We start from the raw sequence: 19,185 nt of genomic DNA, 5'->3' as shown, positions 1-19,185 counted from the left end.
TCATCAATCCAAAAGGTCAGAGAGCCACGGTTAATGAGTGATTGGTTGTATTGCTGCCAGTTGGTTGTTTTGTAACGAGGTTTAGGCATAGAGCTACGAGTGAGAGTGGAGGTAGCTGATCAGATCGTAGGTTCTTGATTTAGTTCTATTGAATTACGCAACAAAGCCTATCGGCATAGCCTGCAGGCTTTTGAATGGCGAGGAAGTAGATATAGCCAGAGAGTTTTTCGTTACAGCTGGTACGCACAGATTTGAGTCGGTTGAAACTGTTATAGCTATAAAGCGTATAACAAAGCTCTACATTTAAAGTCTCATATGCACCGCAAGCATGGTGTCACGCTGAATCCTAAAAAGGACATCAAGCCACTACTTGCAGTTGCCAAGAAATCGCGTAAATACCAATGGTTGAAGTAATATGATTCAATCGCCTTCCAGCAATCTGTGCTTAATCTTCACCAAGGCTTTAATAACTTCTTTAATCCGAAGTAGAAAGCGAAGTAGAAAGCGAAGTAGAAACGCGACAGAGGCTCCTTCGGGGCGAGTCCAATACACGGCAGAGGGATGAGCCTAATACTTAGTGGGAGAATCTGCTAGTTCTATGCCAGAGGAAGACATAAGTCGTAATCGAGTGAGTGTTACCACCCAACCCTCAGATTTCTTCTTTTCGAATCAGGGCAGGTAAAGCTCTCTCTAAACTTGGGGCCAGTTCAATTAGCCCGCTTGGGGTTTTCCGACCTAGAATTAGGTTTAATTATGCCGAAAGGTTATGCAAAAAGGAGCGTATGATTTGCCTTTTGCCGTTGTAGAAGACTAAGAGCTATAAGGTTTATCACGTCTGACGTAGGCTAAGGTCGCCCTTTCACGAATTAAGGAGGGCGTTAAAGGGAGAGGTTCTAGGCGGGATCGGCGAAGTTAAGGTGAACACCGTAACAATCTGAGCATGTGTGAATGCCAAATCAAGTGATGTGTTCTGCTGGGGTTCTGAGCAAAATAGGAAAAAGAAAAAAACGACATATGAGATCGTTGATGGTTACTGTCATGGAAGCTGGCCGGGAGCAAATAATGAGAAAATAAAACACTGCTCTCAACGGATCTTGTGGGACTTCCCTTTCGATATCAACCTCTAATCCATCAAGTAACGAGCTTAAAACCTAAAGAACATGAGTACTGCTGAGGACATTTTTCTGTTGAGATGTAACCAGTTCCGCTATTGGCATGCAAGATTCCCAAATCGTCTACTAATTAGATGGAGGATGAATTTTTCGGGGAAATGTGTTCAATACCCCAATCAGCTGTAAATCGTAGAACGATTAACAAGGATGCCGTGTTCGGCCAACGTATAACTTAGATTGGCAGAGCTCAAAGTCGTAGAGGCATACCAGCGAACACACCAAAGAAGGAGGTTAGGGCGAAGTTTTGCCATTTGAACTCAAAGTTGGCCAGAGGGCGGGATTCGTTAAAACTCTCTTCTGTATATACATTATTACTGCGCTTTTCTAAATTTTTCATTATAAATTATAAATTAATTATTATAAAAATAAAGATTAAATATATATTTTATCATTGTGATAAAATATGGGATATAATATATGAAATTTCTAAAAACAAATTCATTTAAAAAACTATGTTTACTCGCTTTTTTATTTAATATTAATAGCGCTTTTTGCTCTTCCACTGGACCTAGAGAGGAACCTTTTTCGAGGCTTTATCTTGAAGGCACCTATGTGAATTTATCGCCAAATTCTAAAATATACGCCAATAATAGAATGCAGGCCGAAATTGAAATTTATTATCAGTTGAAATCTAATTACACGTTTGACAATGTAAGTCTCAAAAAACTCTATACGGCGGAAACGATTGACTCGCTCTCCGTCTCAGATTCTCACAGCGGGTATGTATTAGATATCAGGCTTGAGGATGGAAGTAACCGAAACAGACGAAGAGAAGGCTATAGGAGTGTTTCTAAGTTTGTTTCAGGTAACCGTGCAGATGTTTATCATCTGTGTGTCCAAGCGACGGCCACCAATAATATCACTGGTGAATCTCTTACCCAAAATACTTGTAATGGAACCACAAACAAATCTTCTGCCATCGTCGAATTGTTGACCCCAAGAACCTTTACCAGTTCAGATTTTACCTACGAAACAAGCAATAGCGGATGGAGTGATGGGGCCATTCTTCATCTCAAGAAGTATAAGCCTAACAATTTTACGCTCCAGAAAGTTTGGCAAGAAGGGGGGCTGAGATTTAATAATGACCACCATAGGTTGCTGGGGACTTATAGCAACAGCCAGTCCTCTTCCGCCTTATACTGGATATATGATACAGATGCTGGCCATATCAACATACCATTTTCAACTACCTATGACACTGGCTGGAAAGACCGGGTTGTCTATGGCGATCTCAATACAGATGAGGCCATTATATTCGTCAGCTCATTTGGGCGCGGTATTTACAGCAGCAACTCTGCTAACATCTCTAAAGCATTTCCTCCCTATGACTGGAACCAAAGTATTAGTCCTGATGGAAAAATAGTGTATTTCGAAGATAAATTTGGCAATAGAGGATACTTTAGTTTTTCAAGAACTAGCTACAATGATTATTTCGAGGAAGGGTACTATTTAAGAAGAATACATAGTGAACATAATTAATAGGTGATTAATAAAATGTCTTTTTTATCGAATGCACATAACTTCTCAATTATTAATAATTCAGGTGTCGATCCTAGGACTGGGGCTTATATATGTTCAATAAGGCTCGCTGATTTTATATCACATAAAACCGTAGGTTCTCCCATTTCCTTGGTATTAAACTATCGTGCCGAAAGTGTTCGAGATGAAGGGTTTGGGAGAGGCTGGCTTCTTTCTTTCAGTCGTTTTGACAAAGAAGATAGTATTATTTACCTGAGCTCAGGACAAAATTATAAAGCGATTTATAATCATCAGACTAATGAATATAAACTCCCATACAGAAAAATTAAAGATATTAAGTTACTCTATTCTCTCAGTAATAATGAAATTAATGTTATCTATAAAAGTGGGATTGTAGAATCGATAGACTATGAAACGGGAGCCTTGAAAAAGATCACCTCCATCCAAGGCTTGGAAACAACATTCCACTATAGAGAGAGTGACCAAACTAGCAAATTGTGGAAAATAACGGATGGCTCAGGAAGAGAATTACGGATAGATTATTGGTCTGAAGACTTAAAAACAACGGTCACACAGGTTGTAGGTGGAGAAACCTATCAAACACTGGTTGTTGATAAAGAAAGCAATGGTATTTATAAAAGATTAACAACGCTTCATTTACCTGATGACGAGTCGAATATCACTTTTGAGTACGAATACCTGAGTAATATTAACTATGATCTCCTGACAGTCTTTTCTCATCCCAGTGGCCTGAAAGAAATCCTCACTTACCAAAATGAAGGGCACAGCTTTCCGAGCGGTGGGCCGGTCAGTAAAGTCCCTTATGTGACTATGCATCGATTTGTCGCTGGGAATAATCAACCTGACCGAGTAACAAACTATACTTATTCAGATAAAAACTATCTCGGTTTTGCTAGTGAAGCCGCGTTCGTCAATGGAGAAGATACTCTATTCAAATCTAGGAGTGACTATGAGTATAGTAGTGTCGAGAAAATAAATAGCACGCAATCCATAACACGGTCTTATAATAAATATCATTTACAAAAATCTATAGAATATCGCCACAATGAGGTTCTTTACAGAAAAGAAGAGTACGTTTATTACGCGGAGATAAATACCAGTATTGAGCATCAACCAGCCAATTACTCATTTCTGAAGGAAAAACATGAAACTCACTATGAAGATTCTGATTCTAGAACGTTTGTCCATAAGTATCAGTACGATGATTATGGGAATCAAACCTTAATTCGAGAGATAAATGGTGATCAAACGAAGCGAGTCTATTACACCTCTTCAGGAGAGGGTCAAGCATGCCCTCCAGAGCCTAATGGGTTTGTTGCCTTCCTGCAGGAAGAAACTTTCCAGCCAGCTTCCTCTATTACTAGTCATGAACAAGAGAGGAAAAGTGTCTTCACCTACCAATCCTTACCCCGCATCGGAGGAGGCAACTTTGTCGTCCTTAAACATGAAGAGAGCTCTCTGAGTCGTGTAGATTATGTTTACTTTAACAATGTTGAAGAGCTTACTCATGGTCAATTACAAAAAACCTCTACTTTTATCAATGATTTTGTTTCACGAAAGGACTTGTCGTACCGTTATACCGACCAAGATGTTGAAATTACAAGCGCACTAACAACACATGATAATTTAGTCGTTACCACCCAAGTCAAGCATGATTTAAAGAGTGGTGAAGCCGTTCAGTGGGTCGATAGTGAAGGAGTTATCTCAAGTTGTCGATACGATCTTCTTGGTAGGCGGACTCGAGAGATAAAGGCGGAAGGGACGGATTATGAAGCGGTAGTGAAGTATGTCTATCGTGTTGGTGATGGGCTCAATCAATTGAAGAGCATAGAGCCTACCGGTATCCAAAGCGTCGAAGACTACAACAATGCAGGCAAGGTCATTAAGACAAAACGAAGTGATCTTAATGGTCAACTCATCGTGTTGAGTGAACTCAGCTATAACAGCCTGGGTCAATTGATTGAGCAGCAAGAATTTGATAACTTTTCGACCAGTTCTTCAATGGTAACTAACTACGAATACGATGCCAGAGGCAACCTTAGTAAAATCACCCACCCAGAGGGAAGGATAGAAGTCATCAAGCAAAACCCCGTCAAGATGACTATAAACTATTCGATACAAGGTTTGCTTTCAGAAATTCGTTCTTTTGATTTAATGGGTAACTTATTAACAAAGGAGCTGCTCAACAGTCATGGGAAACGGTTAGCGTTTTTCCAGAATACTTATGATGCCTTAGGCAACTTGGTGTCGAGCACAGACCAGAAAAGTCATACTGTTGAATACACCTATGATACCGCAGACCGAGTTGTTTCAACACGTCAAATCTACGATGGTGAAACGCTTGAAATATCAAAAAAATACGTCCGTTACAGCCATGATCTTTTGCCTGTTGAAACCAGTGTTAATAATAAAACCATTGGGATTAGGGTGTATGACGGGCTATCTCGCATGGTATCTGAAGTGTCGAGTTCTGGAACTGAAAAACAGTCTTTTAGCGGGGCTTCTCCAATTCCCACGAGGGTTGTTATGGCGGATGGTAAGGAACTCGAGATAACGTACAATAAGTATTTGAAGAAAGCCACGGCCTATAATGTTTCAGGCAACGAAGCGTTGAATGTCACCTATCACTACGACGCAAAATCTGGTCATCTAGTACGTGCAGAGAATAAAAATCTCATCAGTGCTTATGTGTACTTTAAAGATGGGATGACGAGAGAGGAGATGGCGTTTTTCCCCAATACGTCTGTTAGACTTTTTAGCTTTGAACAATATCACCTTTCAGGCAGGCTGGATTTTAAGCACGATTATTTTGGTAACGTCGTTAGATACAGCTATGACCGCTACGGAAGAATGTTTTATATCGAATATATTAAGCAAGATTCGAATAATGAGAGTGTCCATACATTCAGCACTTTAAATTATGATCACTATAGTCGCTTGGTCGGATGTGATACTTATAGGGGAAATGATCACCTTCAAATTAAACTAGAATTAAACGATGTCGGACTAGAAACGAAAAGAAGTGTTCATCTAAACTCTCAATTACAGTTTTCTTTGCAACAAGTTTATAACGATGAACTTCAAATCAGCCTAAAGACACTCGAAAGAGACAACAAAACAACGGTTGAAAAAATGTCATACGATGATTTCCATCGACTAGTTGATTATCAGTGTGATGGCTTTGAACACCCCAAAGATACATTTGGCAACAAAATCATTCGACAGCAATATAGTTATGACTTGTACGGCAATATAACCAAACTTATCACGTTTTTTTCAGACGGTACCGACAATATTTGTACATATACTTATGATACTGATGACGTGGTGCGTCTTACGTCAATCTCTAATACCCACATTAGCTACTCTGAATCGGCTAACTTAACTTATGACACATCAGGAAACATAACTAAAGATGAGCGGGGGGCGCTTTATCATTATGACGCTCTTGGTCAATTGAATTCAACTTCTCTGCCTATTAACAACAAGTCTTATCAATTCGAATACGACGCTCAAGGGCGTGTAGTGGCGCAAATTGGGCAAGACGAACCCAAGATGGAGCTTTATTATCAAGGTGACCAGATAGTCAACGAATTATACGATGGATGGCACACTTGTTACCATAACGTGGGTGGTTTATGGACGGACCGTACTATTTCTTCGTACCTCAAGTTTAATATCAGCCCTTCAAATTATGATACCTCGGTGCATCTTGCTGAACATCAATACTTACTAGGAAACGCCCAACATAGTGCTATCGCTACTCTAACCTCACACCATGGCGATGATACTATTTCGACAGAATACAAAATGTACACCCCCTATGGACAAGGTTGAGGTGAAGGCGTGATTTATAGAGGAAATGTTTATCATGAATAAGAATTATGGTTCATCCGGTGTTAATCAAAGATATATAGATCTATCAAAAAGAACTTTTATCAAGTATTCCACCTCATTGGCTGCTTTATCCCCGTTTATTTACTTTACTCCAAGATTTCTCTTAGCTGGCGAAGCCTTTAAATCAAAATTTGAATCTTCAGGGTTAATTGTGCCTGTTAAATTTTCTCAGAGTCGGTTAGGTTTTAATGGCGAACGTGAGATTAGCGACATTGGTTCAGGGCTATATCATTTAGGCAATGGTTTTCGGATTTATAGTTCAGGTTTGACTCGCTTCCATTCTGCAGATGTGTTGAGTCCTTTTGGAGAGGGAGGGAGTAACTCCTATAGCTATTGTTTTGGCGATCCTGTGAATTTGCGTGATCCCAGCGGAAAGTTTGCGATATCCAGTTTAATTATAGGGGCGATTGTAGGGGCAATTCTAGGGGCGGGCATCTCCGCAACTGCAGAAGGAATTCGTGCGATAGTGACGGATACGCATTTTGAATGGGAACAAGTTGGGATTGGGGCCGCACTTGGCTTTATCTCAGGAGGATTTGGCGCGGCAGCAACGGGAGCAAAAACCAGTGTACAAGTGGGCCTCGCGATTGCTGATGCTTCTGTGTCAAGTGCAGTTAGCTTTGGTCTTGAATTGGCGACTGGCTCAAGTGCCAAAGATGCCGCTTTAAATGCGGGAATTGGGGCGGTAATAGGCCTTGTAACGTTTGGGGCAGGAAGAGGGATCGGGGTGGCTCGTAGCAGAAGAGCATTGATGGCTACACGACGCCAAGCGATGGAGATGGTTGAGTTAAGACATTGGTCCCCTCTTGAAGATCTCACGACCATAACAAGGCAGCGCTCACCAGGTTATCAAAGAACAGCAGCTATCTACAGGAGCGCCGACGATTATGTCTACAGCCATGGGGGGATTGGGTTAACCATGACGCCAGATGGTTTTAAAACAGCTGGACGGCTTGCGGAGTATCTACCAGAGGGCGCGCGAAGCGTTCAGAGGTTTAATTTGCAAACCTGTTTCGGGGCGACCGGAGGAAGCATGTTTTCTCAAGGGCAGGCTTTAGCCAATCATCTAAATACTAGAGTGGTTGCTTGGCCAGGTAACTACGTCCGCAACCTACCCGCAACTTCAGGGAGAGTGTTCAGACCTCAAGCCCCTGCATTAGCCAGGGTGACCAATAGCTTCAATACCGCGGCTGGTAACCTGAATAAACTCGTCATTTATGGTAGGAATCCGTCTTGGTTATGATAGTTAGAATGACAGTAATTTTTAACTAATGTGCTTTTTTACAAAAAATCTAGAGGTAAGTTGGTGGGGATAGGGGTTGTTGCCAAATTTGGGTAAAAGTAAAAAACTTCTGTCTGGCCTTTTGCCGAGTCCCGTCCTATGGCTAACTTTTAGTTCAAATGGAAACATAATATTCTCCCAGTTTGGTTGTTTATTTCATTATTGTAGCGGATTACTACAGGTGGATGCCGGCATTGCAACTGAGCTTGAAGCAGCAGCGAGTGAGAGCGTCCGGTTATTGGTTCTTTATCATCGAGGGGGAGTTCACGCTCAAGCGATAATGTAACACTCTTCTTGTCTGGGCCTTCATTAGTATTAGAAGTGCTTATCTCACTGGCATATGACACTTTTAACATTGAAGGTTGCAACCCGATCGCTGTCGCATTCGCAATGAGCAACCCAGGCTCGGTATCACCTTGTTGAACAAAACCAGCAGAACGGGCTGGTAGGAGTAACTCTAACTCGAGGGGCGAGTCGTTGGGGATGATGCTTAAAATCGGTGTGCTTGGCTGCCCACTTTGGCTTGATAGGCAAGATAAAATGGCGACCACTTAAGTTAGGTGTGTTAGTAGAGGGGATGACGAGCGGAGATTGCATTGTGTTTGCTGAAGTCAGTCGAATTGCACGTTCAACGTTACAAGTACTAGAGGTACTCGAAGTGTGCATGAAAAAGAAAATTAATGTCTATATTGCAAAGGAAAACTTACAGTTATATGGCTCGAGGCAATCTCATATCACCGCTAAGGTGCTAGGAATTGCGGCAGAAATCGAGCGTGAGTTGATCTCGCTGAGAACGAAGGAAGCGCTCGCCGCCAGAAAGAAAAACGGAATGATTCTCGGAAGACTGAAGGGCCAAGCCGAGAGGGTGAAGCGCCGAGTACGCTGCGTGACTATATGAAGCTAAGGGTTAAGAGAGTTGTGAAAAGTGCTTGGCGGGAGACATGTGCTTACCAAAAACGGCTGCAATAATGAGGAGCTCTTGTTTTCGAATGTAGTAAATCACATGGTGCTTCAAAGGAAAGCGGAAGTAGTCTTGGCCCAACTCTGAAACTTCTATGCCGATCAACTTATTGCTAGTCAGTAATTCCATTGATTACTTTAGTTCTGAAAAGTAAGTGGTCCATTGTGTTTGCCCCCATCGCTCTAATGTATAGCGACGAATATCAATGAGATCAGACTGCGCTGCATAAGAAAGCTTATATTGCGTCATTAATCAAATTTACCTTGGTCAAGTGCATTCATGAAATCGTCACCGTCGACTAGGTTATCTGATAGAACATCGGCCTCTGCTTGTTCGAAGCGCGATTTCACCACCATCAATTTCAGGGCTTCAAGTTGCTCATATTCTTCACAAGACATCATCACCGCAACCGGTGAACCGTTCTTATTGATTTGTACGGGTTCACGTTGAGCCTTCATTAGTAAATCGCCAAATTTAGTTTTAGCTGTATTAGCAGTAAGTGATTGCATAATATTCTCCTTTTCGTTCATTATAAACGAATCGAACGCTTTAACTGATTTGTATGATTTTAGTTATACGGTTAATCCAATGGCGTGTCCATAAAGGTGTAATTTAGTGGATACGACTTGTTACCCCTCTCAGAACTGTCCAGTTAGTCTTTTAAATGTATATGTACACTTAATTAAAACTATCTTAATGTTCACTTTAGGGTTCATTTCATGAAAATTGGCTATGTCCGTGTCAGTATTCAAGACCAAACGCTCGACGTTCAACTTGAACAGGTTAAAGCTATAGGTTATGAAAAATTCACCAAGAGCAAGCGAGGGGGGGGAATCCCCAGAGAGAGAACTGCTTAACCTGTTGCTGGACTTTGCGAGGGAAGGGGATGTTATTCACGTTACTAAAGTCGACCGTATTTTGATCGTAATACCATTGATGCTTTGCAAATTGCTGAGCAGCTAGCGAGAAAGAAAGCCGGTTTGGTCTTTCATTACTTGGGCGATTTGGATATTAACAGTGATGTGGGCAGAGCGCGCGCTCAGAAGGGAGGCACCTCTAAGACGCTCACCAACTCATTCAAGAGATTGCAAACCAAGGCATGAATAAACTGAGCTCAGTAAAGAGTTAGGGTGTAGTCGGACGACTGTTTATAAGGTCTCGGGATAAAAGTGTAGGTGAATTTGTAAAAAATCGTATTTTGCAGGGCAGCAGGAAGATATATGTTAACTTCAAATTAAACCTTTACAAAAACGAGATAATGGATAATAATGTCATCGCTCTGTTGTTCAGAGTTATTAAATGAAACATCAAGTTGTAAAAGTAAAACCCTCAGAATTCCTCGTTATTGTTGTTTTCCTCAGTGTTTCCCTTAGCTTCATAGATACATTAAATAATTCCAGCTCTCAGCGCATCGCATTTTGCGATTAATTTTTATCTTATATAAGGGACACAATATGTCTAACAAAACAAATGGCGTAGTAAAATGGTTTAACGAAGAGAAAGGTTTTGGTTTTCTAACTCAAGACAACGGCGGTGCTGACGTATTCGTTCACTTCCGTGCTATCGCATCTGAAGGTTTCAAGACTCTTAAAGAAGGCCAACAAGTGTCTTTCGAAGTAGAGCAAGGCCAAAAAGGTCTTCAAGCTGCAAACGTTGTAGCTGCATAAGATTTTAAGTAGGCGCGAGCGGAGATACCGCTTGCGTCACTTCCCCCCATCTTAGAGTACTTATTTATAACTCCCCACGAAAATATCCAATATTCTCCCAATACTTTTTGTATTTGTCGTTACGTTTCTTATTTACTTCGTTTTTATAAATAAAATTATTAATATATCTCAATAGTAGTATCTCTAAAAGACTGCTAGCTTCGTTATATCTAACGAAAATAAATAAGGATCAACCATGTCTCGAACAACAGGCCGTAAACTTTTTTGGTTTCAACAACAAAAGAAAAAAACGATAAATAATAAATAGGAATAGTATGAAGATCACATTTAATTTATTTAAAGATAATCTCTCTTGGGGTGGGATTATTCACCAACTTAATGGTGATGTTTTAAGGCGCCACGTGTTAGTGAGCGGAAACGTGGATGATATGAATATTAAATTTTCATACTGCGAAACGACTTTAACAGGCAGCATTACTGATCAACATGATTGTGTACTTGGTGATTTTAGTATTTTGGCTTAAATCTAAAGCACAGGCTTGTAATTAAGCTTACTAATAATTGATTACACAGTTGTCCGACTGAACCCTAACTCTTTGTTGATTGTGTGCTTGATATCTTGCTCCGTAGGCTATTGACTACTTTGGTAAAGCGGCTTGTTAGGAAATCGGTCGACATGCATTCCTCGGCTCGTAATCGCCCCCTGATTTCATTGTAATACAGCAAGATGCGCTTCTTCATATTTCAGCGGAGGCGGAAATTGTGGTGTAAATGACTCTATATGCACCTCTGTTTATAAACCCTAGCCCTTAAAGTGCTTTATCAAATACTTCGGGCGTAATGTTAATATACCAATCTAAATTTACTTTCTTGCGCCTGATTAGCCCTCGCTCCTCAATAATTTCACAAGATACGCGGAAGTTGTTTGGAGGGACCTCTCTCCTAAGAAGTTGGTTAATAGCATGGTTGACCACCGTAGACTTACCTTCTTTGACTCCCTTCACGAATCCCTTTGCCAAACAACTTAATATCTCTTTTTGGATTTGGCTGAGTCTTTGATTTCTCATTTCATATTTTTATTATTCCTTGTAGCAATGATTAAACTTTAAATTTGAGAAGGAGGGTATGTTGTTTGGGTATACCTTATTGTCACTAGTTGAAAATTGCACCTAACCATTAAATGTCATAATATAAATGACATACCTATTTAGATCATAACCTAAAAGTCACTTAATCAAAATTATGTACATATTTGGATACTTAAGAGCATCAACTATCGAACAAGATGCAGAAAGAGCAAAAAAGACCTTATCAGAATTTGTTGAACAAAAAGGACTTCGTATTGCTGCTTGGTATGTTGAGCAAGAATCTGGCGCTTCGTTGCAAAGACCTAAATTACTGCAATTATTAAGTGATGCTAAAAAAGGGGATTTGATCATGATTGAGCAGATTGATCGACTCTCTCGTCTAAATGAATCTAGTTGGTCTAAATTGAAAGAAATGCTGTACGAGAAGGAATTGAAAGTCATTAGCTTGGATTTACCAACTAGTCACATCGCCATGGCTCCTGAAATATCCGATGAGTTCACGAATTCGATGATTAAAGCGATCAATAACATGATGATGGATATGCTCGCGGCGATTTCTCGTAAAGATTACGAAGATCGACGTCGACGCCAAAAGGAAGGCATAGATAAAGCTAAGACAATGGGCAAGTATCGAGGAAGAAGGCCCGATTTAGAGTTGCACGAACAAATCTACAAACTTCGAGTTCTTAAGGAGATGAGCATCAATGAAACAGCTAAGTTTGTGGGAGTGTCACCACGAACGGTCGTTCGTGTCGTCAAAAGAATGAGAGTTGAGCGTAACGAGAGCTAGGCATGTCTCACATCAAGTTGGGCCGGAATCGAGCAATTTTATAGCAGAAAGCGAAGTGATAGCGCTATTCGTGAGGGTTGTCTTCGTAAAGCAGGAGCCTCGCCCTTAAACTAGCAAGGCTTTATACTTTCTCGGCTAATGAGAAAGTTGTGCTAGTTCGTCTTTATTCAATCCTGTGACATCCATAATGGCTTCCTGATCTAGACCATTAAGCATCATCTTGCGCGCCATCTCCTTGAGGGCTTCTTGGCGTCCTTCTTGGCGTCCTTCTTGGCGTCCTTCTTGACGTCCTTCTTGACGTCCTTCTTGGCGGCCACGTTGCTCGCCTTGTTGGCGCAATTGTTCTGCAATAGTCATAAGTGTGTCCTCGTGTTTCGGTACTGATGAGGCTAGTGACGTAATTAACGCCTCTAGGTTGTTCGTTTCACCCACTTGGAGTAAGTAGCTCATCAATGACTGTACTTGCTTATCTGTAGTGTAATCGGTTAAGAGCAATGTGACCAGAGGCTCAAAGAAATCCATGATATCCCGATGCCTTGCGTGCTTTTGGACAAGCTCAAGCAATGCGATGCGGCGATGCTGCATTATCTCATCATCGGAGATGACCGTGACATCGACTAATGGAAAATCTTGAGTATAGAGCGCTTTAGCTATAAGAGGGTTAACGAACCCTTTTAACCAATTCATCTCATACGGGTAGGGCGAGACCTTACCATGGTAAAACTGCAACGGGATCACCAGAGGTAAGCGCTCATGGCCAGCTTCAATATGTTGCTGCATGGCGGCGATAGCGTAACGCATTAGTCTGAATGCCATGTGTTTATCTGGTCGACTCTGGTGCTCGATTAACGCGTAGACGTAACCTTCCCCCTGAGACGTTGTAAGAGAATAAAGGACATCCGAATAGTAAGGCCGTAAACTTTCTTCAATAAAGCTGCCTGATTCGAGTTTTAGGGTCGTCAAATCACAGATTTCACGCAGCTCAGCAGGCAGGTGAATATCCAATAAGTCCTTAGCGGTTTCTGGATGAGTGAGAAACTGCTTAAAGAGGGCATCATGTGGGGTTGGCGTGGTCTTTTTCATTTTATTATCCTAACACCAAATGAGTTAAATCAGTATCACGATAGGGATTCTGCGCTAGCTTAATTTCTGCTCACGCATCAATTTAGATTATTTAATGTGATTCCCAAGGGAGGTTGACGGGGGAGTGTAAAATGAGAGCAGAGTGCAACAATAGTTAGCCACGCCTAACATTAAGTAGGCTTTCTAACAAAACTCTATTAATCGATTAGGTTTGTAGTAGAAAGCCCCTCTCAATTAGGCCTTTTTCTACAGCGAGATTTATATGCTATAAACGCTGTAACAACAATGGTTAATTGACTAACATGTATCGCTCGGGGATGTTTTAAAATCATCAAATTTTAAGATTAGGTTTTTTGGTGAAGTTTGTGTTTTGGGGAGTCACACTTGGAGTTCTGTAAATAAGTGTACGTTATGAAGCCAAAGTCAAAATACCAAGGGTAGCGAGTAAACAAGAGACTATTTTCGTTTTAAGGTTCGTGCGCTCTTTTAAAAAGAAGTAACCAAAAAGAATATCGAGGATGAAGGCTCCTTGGAATAAAACCATGACTAAACTAAAAGCGCTAGTGTTAAGCACTTTTAAGAGAAAATAGTAGCTTGCTGTTCCGCAAGTGGCTGTTATTACGGCGTTAAATAGAACTTTTTTGATTAACCTATAATGAACTTTAAATAGTAGAGGCGTCAAAAAAGCGGTTCCAGAAAAACCGATAAAAAGGATAACGCTAGTAGGTAAGTACAACGTAAGTACTTTATCAAAACCAATGGCTAGAGTGAGAAAGATTGGCGCGAGCCACGCGTGTAGATTGTTTGAAAAAAGAAGATTCATGTTGTTACTTGTGCTGATGAGCAGTGAAGCGACAAGTATCAGTATAACGCCAGTCATTTGAAGGAAAGTCAGTGTCTCATTTAAAAAGCTAACCCCGAACAGAGCACTCCAAATGATCTTTGTTTTAGAGATTATCGAGACAACGCCTAATTCAATTGAAGCACGAGCCCTAAAGGTTGAGTACGCAAACCCAAGCCATGAGAAAACACTGAATATACTTAAAAGCAACAGCTCCCAAAGTTCACTTGTATTGTCGAATTTTGTAGGGATTTGTTCGATTTCGAAGATAACAAACAGAGCAGCGAGTAAACTGCATGTGATTTGATAGGCTAGTAAATATTCATTACATAAAGGATTTTTCTTAAGAAAGACTCGTGAAATCCATTTGTCTAATGAACTTAAAGTCATAGCTAGAGCTAATATAGTGTAGGAACTTATCATTGTTTCTCAATGTGAATCGAGGTCTTGCATTTTATGAGTTCAAATAGTTTTCGGTTATTGGGGCTACTCTCTTCTCCTTTAGTAATAGCAACGTGATTATAATCAGTTTCAATTTTAGCTATGACATTTGGAATGACGCTTTGAAGCATGAGTAATTCGAAAACCAATTTACTTAAAGGAGTTCCGGGGAAAAACTCTTTCTTTTGAAACTCACCCGGCCAATGCGCCCATCCCCAATCTTCTATGATGTATATCCCACCTGATTTTAGATAAGGGAATGATGTCAAAAAGGCGGCTTTTGTTGGTTCATATAAATGGCTGCAATCATCAATAATTAGGTCTACATTTTTTTTTGGGGAAGTGTAATTCTAATATTTGAATGAGCTTGTCTGTATGATCTTGCTTTACTCCACAATAAGGCTCTATTACCGAGTGTGCTGAAGGCCCCTTTCGGTATTGACTTAAGGCTAGATGTTCTCGACGTTTGTCTATGCCTATGATGGATTCAGGGGTGTAAATCTTATCGAGTAAAACGAGACTCGCCCCGTGATATACCCCAAACTCAATAATGTTTTTTGGACTCCCCCAAGAAACCAAATGAAATTCAACTTCGTCATCAATGGAGAAGTGTTCTTCATTATGCCAGCGTATTTTATCTCAAGGGTCATTATAACTATTCATACTTAGTATAGGCCTGATAATTTCCATAGCCTGCAATGCTACTGTATGTAAAGATTTGATATTAATAAATTATTAATTAATTATTAATATAGTTGATATTTTTAGTTTATTCTCCTTAGATCGTTTTACTTTATTTAACGCTTCTTTCGAAAATTCAAAGATAGAGGGAACATAATGGATAAGTCCGAGCTAATATTAAAGACCACTAAGGAATTAAAAGACATAGCTGAATCAGGGGCTAATAAAATTGCATTGGCCATGCAAGAAGCAAAAAAAGCTAATTACATAATTTAATCATTAAGGTCGCCTATATCACCGTAGTGACCGATAAATAATTAGTGGTGGTAATTATTTCCTATTGTTAGTATCGGGTTTATTCTTTTTAAAACATTTAATGACTTAACGCTCAATAGCGACCGAGGGATTCATGAAAAAGACTAAAAGAAATTTAACTCTCGCTTCTATTGTGATCGTAATTATAATTATGCACAGCCAAAGAAATACGAAACCAAATTTTACTTTCCCGGAGTGCGAAGAAGAAAGAAGCGTTAATTCCAATGTCACCTTTTATATTGATAATCAGATTGGTAACAAGGAAGAGTTAAAAGGCAGATTGCAAGAAGCGGTAAAGATGTCTAATACGATACTGTCTAACTCATGCATCCCTATAACTCGTGTGTTCAAGGATAGCCATTCTGTATCAATATCTCATGACAGTATGTCTATCTCCTCTGTGCATTCAGACCTAAAACAAGCAATCAGTTCTTCGAAGGTAAACTCGTTTTTAGACGCTCCAAAAGAGCAGTACGTTTTGGTTTTAAGTGATAATCATCCATTGGTCATCGAAGAGGAGATTAATGGGATGACAATGGTTAACTTGAACGACAGCTTTGTACTGCTTGCGGAGGACTTCCCGATTACCGTGCTAGAACATGAGCTAGGACATTTAGGGTGGGCAATGCATGAACGGCCTAACTCTGAAAGTGGAGACTTTTGGATCATGGAACAGGTCTTTGCTGCAAATAGAAGTAAAGTAAAACCTTATTCTGGAGCTTTTCATTGTTCTAACTACGGGACAGTCATGAGTTATTCTGAAAAGGTTGTCCCTGCTTATTCAAGCCCTCTGAGCAGCAACAACGGTGAACCATGTGGTAATGAAGAGTACGCGGACAATGCCAGAGTTATGCGCGAGTATGCGAAAACTTTGCAGTGAAGTGTCCACCTCTTCATCGTTAGAGCAGAGGTTGTTGAATGCTCCCCTAGTAAATGCACTGTATCAATATATTTTTTGTTCTGTAGTGGCTAAGTGAATTTGACCACTATTAGGGGTTTTGCTGTACCTAAAGTAATCCGTTAAATGCTAATTTAACAATACATATAACACGGAATTGTCCAGAGACGTGTTATGCCGCCATGCATTGGGACTGTGCTCTGGGTGTGCTCTGGGAAAAGATCGCCTTAGTGTTCACTTTTTGGGAGTGGTGTGATTACCGAAGGAGGTTGACGGTCTAAATAGAAATTAGATAGATTTACCGATGATGAATAATGTGTTCAAAGCAAAAAATGATGAGAGGATATTGTACTTCTCAAGCTTTATTGTTTCTGATGTTTTTAGATAGAAGCAGCGTAACTCCGCTCTTCAATACTACAAAGTACAGACTGGATACCGTTGAAGAACGGAAGTTCCAGTTGAATTTCTTTCAATAGGTAAATTAAATGCATTTAAGTGAAAAGAGCTTATTAGGAATGGAAAAAGCAAAAAACCAGTCTTAACTGAGGTTTTTTAATGAAACCAAGCCAACACCAATGTCCCATTTCATAATTGTCTCCGTAAATACTTATAAATATTGAAGCCGAGAGGGATAGAATGAAGCATTATCATGCGAATGATATGACTAAGCATTATTAATGCAGGCTCTAGTCCAAGATAAATGGCAGCGACAGTCATAGACTCCACACTGCCCGGAACCCACGACATCAAGAGTACGATGAACTCCTTATCAATTAGCTTGCTGAATATATATGCAAAAACAACTGTGACTGTAAGACTTAACGTTGTAGCAATAATCCCAGCTCGCGCATAAGAGAAGATATCTACAACGGTTATATCTTTTAGACGAATCCCAATTAATGCCCCTAGAGCGGATGTTGCAATAAAAACAAGCTCTGTCGGGACAAGAAAGTTGTATGACGGTAACTCAGAGTTCACAAACATAGTTGCTAACATCCCAGTCACCATATACGGTGCTGGAGTACCAATTTTATCGAGAAGCAAACCTGAAAAGTAGGCGAGGAAAAGTGGGAGAAGTATCCAAAGGTTGTCTAAGGAAATAGCCGGCCCAGGAACTGGTGAATTGTCCGCTGAGACAAGAAGAGCGGAAGCTATGATTAAGAAAATGAGTCGAACTGTGTGAGTGAAAATCACTTTACTAGAAGGTGAATTGTGATTTTCATTAATGACAAGAACCGCGGCCATCGCTCCCGGGACCGCCCCAAGTAGGCTTTCATATTTTGACCATTTCTCTCGCTTAGAAAGCCAGAGATACGAGGTGAGAACTTGTGCGGACATACAAAGGACGAGTCCCACAAAAAGTAATATCGGATAACCCTTGGAAAGAGTCTGCATAGGGACGATTGAGCCCACTGTGGCACCAAGGATTAACTGTACTCCGGTCAATGTGCTTTTGGGAAGAGCTAGAGTAAACCCTGTTTTTACCGTTAACAAAAGAGCAATCAGGGCACCGAATATTACACCTAGTGGTATCTCGAAATATGTAAATAAGAGCGAGCCAACCAAAGCTATGAATGAGGCTAGATACATGTTTTGGTTTCCCCTTTTTTTAGCTTGAAGGATGACAATAACGGTGTTTTTCAAGGTAGTTGTCATCATTTGCTTACTTATTAAGCAGCTTCTCTTTCTGGATTTAGGTGAACGTCACCAACAGGCGCACAGTTCCTGATATCACCAGACCACCGCTCAGGCTTTCGCTGTTTTGCAGCGAGCAATACCTCTACACGACGCTTCAAGATCTCTTTATCTTTTCCATTGTGACGCTCTGAAGGCGTGACGTAATTTAGCTGACTGTGCTTGTGCTCGGTGTTGTACCAGCGTACGAAGGCTTCAACCCAACTTTGGCTACTATCGATTGTTTCAAAGCCCTTCGTTGGCCAGCTTGGCATGTACTTTACCGTGCGGAACAATGACTCAACATACGGGTTATCATCACTGACTCTTGGGCGACTATACGATGAAGTAATACCTAACTCTTCCATTTTGGCTTTGAACGTCAACGACTTCATCGGCGCACCATTATCGGAGTGAAGAACCAGAGCTTGATTGAAGCACTGCTCTCGCATCAACGTTCGTTGCAGAAGTTGTGACGCCAGCTCACCGCATTCATGCTCATACACTTCATAACCAACAATTTTTCGACTGTAGATGTCCTCAATGACATACAGGTAATAATGTTGGCCTCGAACTTTTGAAGGTAAGTAAGTGATATCCCACGTATAGACTTGGTTCGAGTCCGTCGCTGTGTAACTGGTTGGCTTCGCTTGCTTCTGTCTTCTCCGCTGACGACCTCGTTTGTGAAGTTGCCCCTGCGTACTCAACACTCGGTAGTAGCTCGACTCAGAGGCGATATACTCACCTCTATCAAGCAGTGTCGGGACGATTTGAGTTGGAGGCAAGCTTGCAAACTCAGAGCGGTTACACACCTCGATTATCGCATCACGCTCTTCCTGCGACAGCTTGTTAGCAGGCTCAGGTCTGATGCATATTGGCCTTTTGTCAGCTTGAA

The 19,185-nt window shown here is 40.7% G+C and carries 14 protein-coding genes and 3 pseudogenes; 9 read left to right on the top strand and 8 right to left on the bottom strand.

Annotation, left to right across the window (positions count from 1 at the left end):
• Window positions 1–1,589: 1,589 nt before the first annotated feature.
• The 4 genes and pseudogenes from AB6D06_RS21635 to AB6D06_RS21620 form a co-directional block, all read left to right on the top strand.
• Window positions 1,590–2,651, top strand: a complete 1,062-nt coding sequence (locus AB6D06_RS21635; RefSeq protein WP_016800079.1) for a hypothetical protein — start codon at window positions 1,590–1,592, stop codon at window positions 2,649–2,651.
• A 15-nt stretch (window positions 2,652–2,666) separates the two neighbouring features.
• Window positions 2,667–6,509 (top strand): hypothetical protein, encoded by a 3,843-nt coding sequence (locus tag AB6D06_RS21630; RefSeq protein WP_372111816.1) that lies wholly within the window; start codon window positions 2,667–2,669, stop codon window positions 6,507–6,509.
• A 34-nt stretch (window positions 6,510–6,543) separates the two neighbouring features.
• Window positions 6,544–7,812 carry an RHS repeat-associated core domain-containing protein gene (locus AB6D06_RS21625; protein ID WP_016800081.1) on the top strand — a complete coding sequence of 423 codons (1,269 nt, stop codon included), beginning with the start codon at window positions 6,544–6,546 and terminating at the stop codon, window positions 7,810–7,812.
• Window positions 7,813–8,380: 568 nt separating this feature from the next.
• A pseudogene (locus tag AB6D06_RS21620) lies at window positions 8,381–8,722 on the top strand (recombinase family protein); the annotation flags it as partial.
• A gap of 36 nt (window positions 8,723–8,758) precedes the next feature.
• On the opposite strand, the pseudogene AB6D06_RS21615 reads toward AB6D06_RS21620, so the two are convergent.
• Together AB6D06_RS21615 and AB6D06_RS21610 are read right to left on the bottom strand one after the other, a co-directional pair.
• A pseudogene (locus AB6D06_RS21615) lies at window positions 8,759–9,061 on the bottom strand (type II toxin-antitoxin system RelE/ParE family toxin).
• Window positions 9,061–9,321 carry a type II toxin-antitoxin system Phd/YefM family antitoxin gene (locus AB6D06_RS21610; protein ID WP_069592240.1) on the bottom strand — a complete coding sequence of 87 codons (261 nt, stop codon included), beginning with the start codon at window positions 9,319–9,321 and terminating at the stop codon, window positions 9,061–9,063. Before AB6D06_RS21610 ends, AB6D06_RS21615 begins: the two are co-directional and overlap by 1 nt.
• A gap of 210 nt (window positions 9,322–9,531) precedes the next feature.
• Here AB6D06_RS21610 and AB6D06_RS21605 point away from each other — a divergent pair.
• The 3 genes and pseudogenes from AB6D06_RS21605 (at window position 9,532) to AB6D06_RS21595 (ending at window position 11,003) form a co-directional block, all read left to right on the top strand.
• Window positions 9,532–9,979 (top strand): annotated as a pseudogene (locus tag AB6D06_RS21605) (recombinase family protein).
• A gap of 287 nt (window positions 9,980–10,266) precedes the next feature.
• On the top strand, window positions 10,267–10,479 hold the full coding sequence (locus AB6D06_RS21600) for a cold-shock protein (protein ID WP_102258025.1): 213 nt from the start codon (window positions 10,267–10,269) through the stop codon (window positions 10,477–10,479).
• 314 nt (window positions 10,480–10,793) lie between these two features.
• Window positions 10,794–11,003 carry a hypothetical protein gene (locus AB6D06_RS21595; RefSeq protein WP_016800083.1) on the top strand — a complete coding sequence of 70 codons (210 nt, stop codon included), beginning with the start codon at window positions 10,794–10,796 and terminating at the stop codon, window positions 11,001–11,003.
• 285 nt (window positions 11,004–11,288) lie between these two features.
• Here AB6D06_RS21595 and AB6D06_RS21590 read toward each other — a convergent pair whose 3' ends face one another.
• Complete coding sequence (locus AB6D06_RS21590) at window positions 11,289–11,546, bottom strand: hypothetical protein (RefSeq protein ID WP_016800084.1); 258 nt, start codon at window positions 11,544–11,546, stop codon at window positions 11,289–11,291.
• A 175-nt stretch (window positions 11,547–11,721) separates the two neighbouring features.
• Between AB6D06_RS21590 and AB6D06_RS21585 the strand changes: the two genes are divergently transcribed.
• On the top strand, window positions 11,722–12,357 hold the full coding sequence (locus tag AB6D06_RS21585; RefSeq protein WP_017103703.1) for a recombinase family protein: 636 nt from the start codon (window positions 11,722–11,724) through the stop codon (window positions 12,355–12,357).
• Between the two features lie 135 nt (window positions 12,358–12,492).
• Here the strand turns inward: AB6D06_RS21585 and AB6D06_RS21580 are convergent, their stop codons facing one another.
• The 3 genes from AB6D06_RS21580 to AB6D06_RS21570 all read right to left on the bottom strand — a co-directional run bounded on the left by AB6D06_RS21580 (window position 12,493) and on the right by AB6D06_RS21570 (window position 14,991).
• Window positions 12,493–13,440: an Rpn family recombination-promoting nuclease/putative transposase gene (locus AB6D06_RS21580; RefSeq protein ID WP_102579817.1), complete on the bottom strand. Its 948-nt coding sequence runs from the start codon at window positions 13,438–13,440 to the stop codon at window positions 12,493–12,495.
• Between the two features lie 409 nt (window positions 13,441–13,849).
• The gene (locus AB6D06_RS21575) at window positions 13,850–14,704 is read right to left on the bottom strand and encodes an EamA family transporter (protein ID WP_017101256.1); all 855 of its coding nucleotides are present in this window, start codon (window positions 14,702–14,704) and stop codon (window positions 13,850–13,852) included.
• On the bottom strand, window positions 14,701–14,991 hold the full coding sequence (locus tag AB6D06_RS21570; protein WP_017101255.1) for a hypothetical protein: 291 nt from the start codon (window positions 14,989–14,991) through the stop codon (window positions 14,701–14,703). The genes AB6D06_RS21575 and AB6D06_RS21570 overlap by 4 nt, the downstream gene beginning before the upstream one ends.
• Before the next feature lie 821 nt (window positions 14,992–15,812).
• On the opposite strand from AB6D06_RS21570, the gene AB6D06_RS21565 reads away from it, so the two are divergent.
• Window positions 15,813–16,598, top strand: coding sequence for a hypothetical protein (locus AB6D06_RS21565; protein WP_102561499.1), 786 nt, complete (start codon window positions 15,813–15,815; stop codon window positions 16,596–16,598).
• Window positions 16,599–17,201: 603 nt separating this feature from the next.
• Here AB6D06_RS21565 and AB6D06_RS21560 read toward each other — a convergent pair.
• Window positions 17,202–18,275 (bottom strand): AbrB family transcriptional regulator, encoded by a 1,074-nt coding sequence (locus tag AB6D06_RS21560; RefSeq protein ID WP_372111807.1) that lies wholly within the window; start codon window positions 18,273–18,275, stop codon window positions 17,202–17,204.
• Between the two features lie 11 nt (window positions 18,276–18,286).
• A partial coding sequence (locus AB6D06_RS21555) for an IS3 family transposase (RefSeq protein WP_372111804.1) occupies window positions 18,287–19,185 on the bottom strand: 899 nt, incomplete at its 5' end.

It is taken from the genome of Vibrio sp. 10N.239.311.G01, from assembly GCF_041465805.1.
Taxonomy (GTDB): Bacteria; Pseudomonadota; Gammaproteobacteria; order Enterobacterales; family Vibrionaceae; genus Vibrio; species Vibrio crassostreae_C.
Note: the sequence above shows the minus strand (reverse complement) of the source record. Positions and strands in the feature narration are given on the sequence as shown.

Excerpts from the sequence above, each read along its gene's own strand:
- AB6D06_RS21635 (WP_016800079.1), top strand. The coding sequence starts at position 1,590 with ATGAAATTTCTAAAAACAAATTCATTTAAAAAACTATGTTTACTCGCT.
- AB6D06_RS21630 (WP_372111816.1), top strand. The coding sequence starts at position 2,667 with ATGTCTTTTTTATCGAATGCACATAACTTCTCAATTATTAATAATTCA.
- AB6D06_RS21625 (WP_016800081.1), top strand. The coding sequence starts at position 6,544 with ATGAATAAGAATTATGGTTCATCCGGTGTTAATCAAAGATATATAGAT.
- AB6D06_RS21610 (WP_069592240.1), bottom strand. The coding sequence starts at position 9,321 with ATGCAATCACTTACTGCTAATACAGCTAAAACTAAATTTGGCGATTTA.
- AB6D06_RS21600 (WP_102258025.1), top strand. The coding sequence starts at position 10,267 with ATGTCTAACAAAACAAATGGCGTAGTAAAATGGTTTAACGAAGAGAAA.
- AB6D06_RS21595 (WP_016800083.1), top strand. The coding sequence starts at position 10,794 with ATGAAGATCACATTTAATTTATTTAAAGATAATCTCTCTTGGGGTGGG.
- AB6D06_RS21590 (WP_016800084.1), bottom strand. The coding sequence starts at position 11,546 with ATGAGAAATCAAAGACTCAGCCAAATCCAAAAAGAGATATTAAGTTGT.
- AB6D06_RS21585 (WP_017103703.1), top strand. The coding sequence starts at position 11,722 with ATGTACATATTTGGATACTTAAGAGCATCAACTATCGAACAAGATGCA.
- AB6D06_RS21580 (WP_102579817.1), bottom strand. The coding sequence starts at position 13,440 with ATGAAAAAGACCACGCCAACCCCACATGATGCCCTCTTTAAGCAGTTT.
- AB6D06_RS21575 (WP_017101256.1), bottom strand. The coding sequence starts at position 14,704 with ATGATAAGTTCCTACACTATATTAGCTCTAGCTATGACTTTAAGTTCA.
- AB6D06_RS21565 (WP_102561499.1), top strand. The coding sequence starts at position 15,813 with ATGAAAAAGACTAAAAGAAATTTAACTCTCGCTTCTATTGTGATCGTA.
- AB6D06_RS21560 (WP_372111807.1), bottom strand. The coding sequence starts at position 18,275 with ATGATGACAACTACCTTGAAAAACACCGTTATTGTCATCCTTCAAGCT.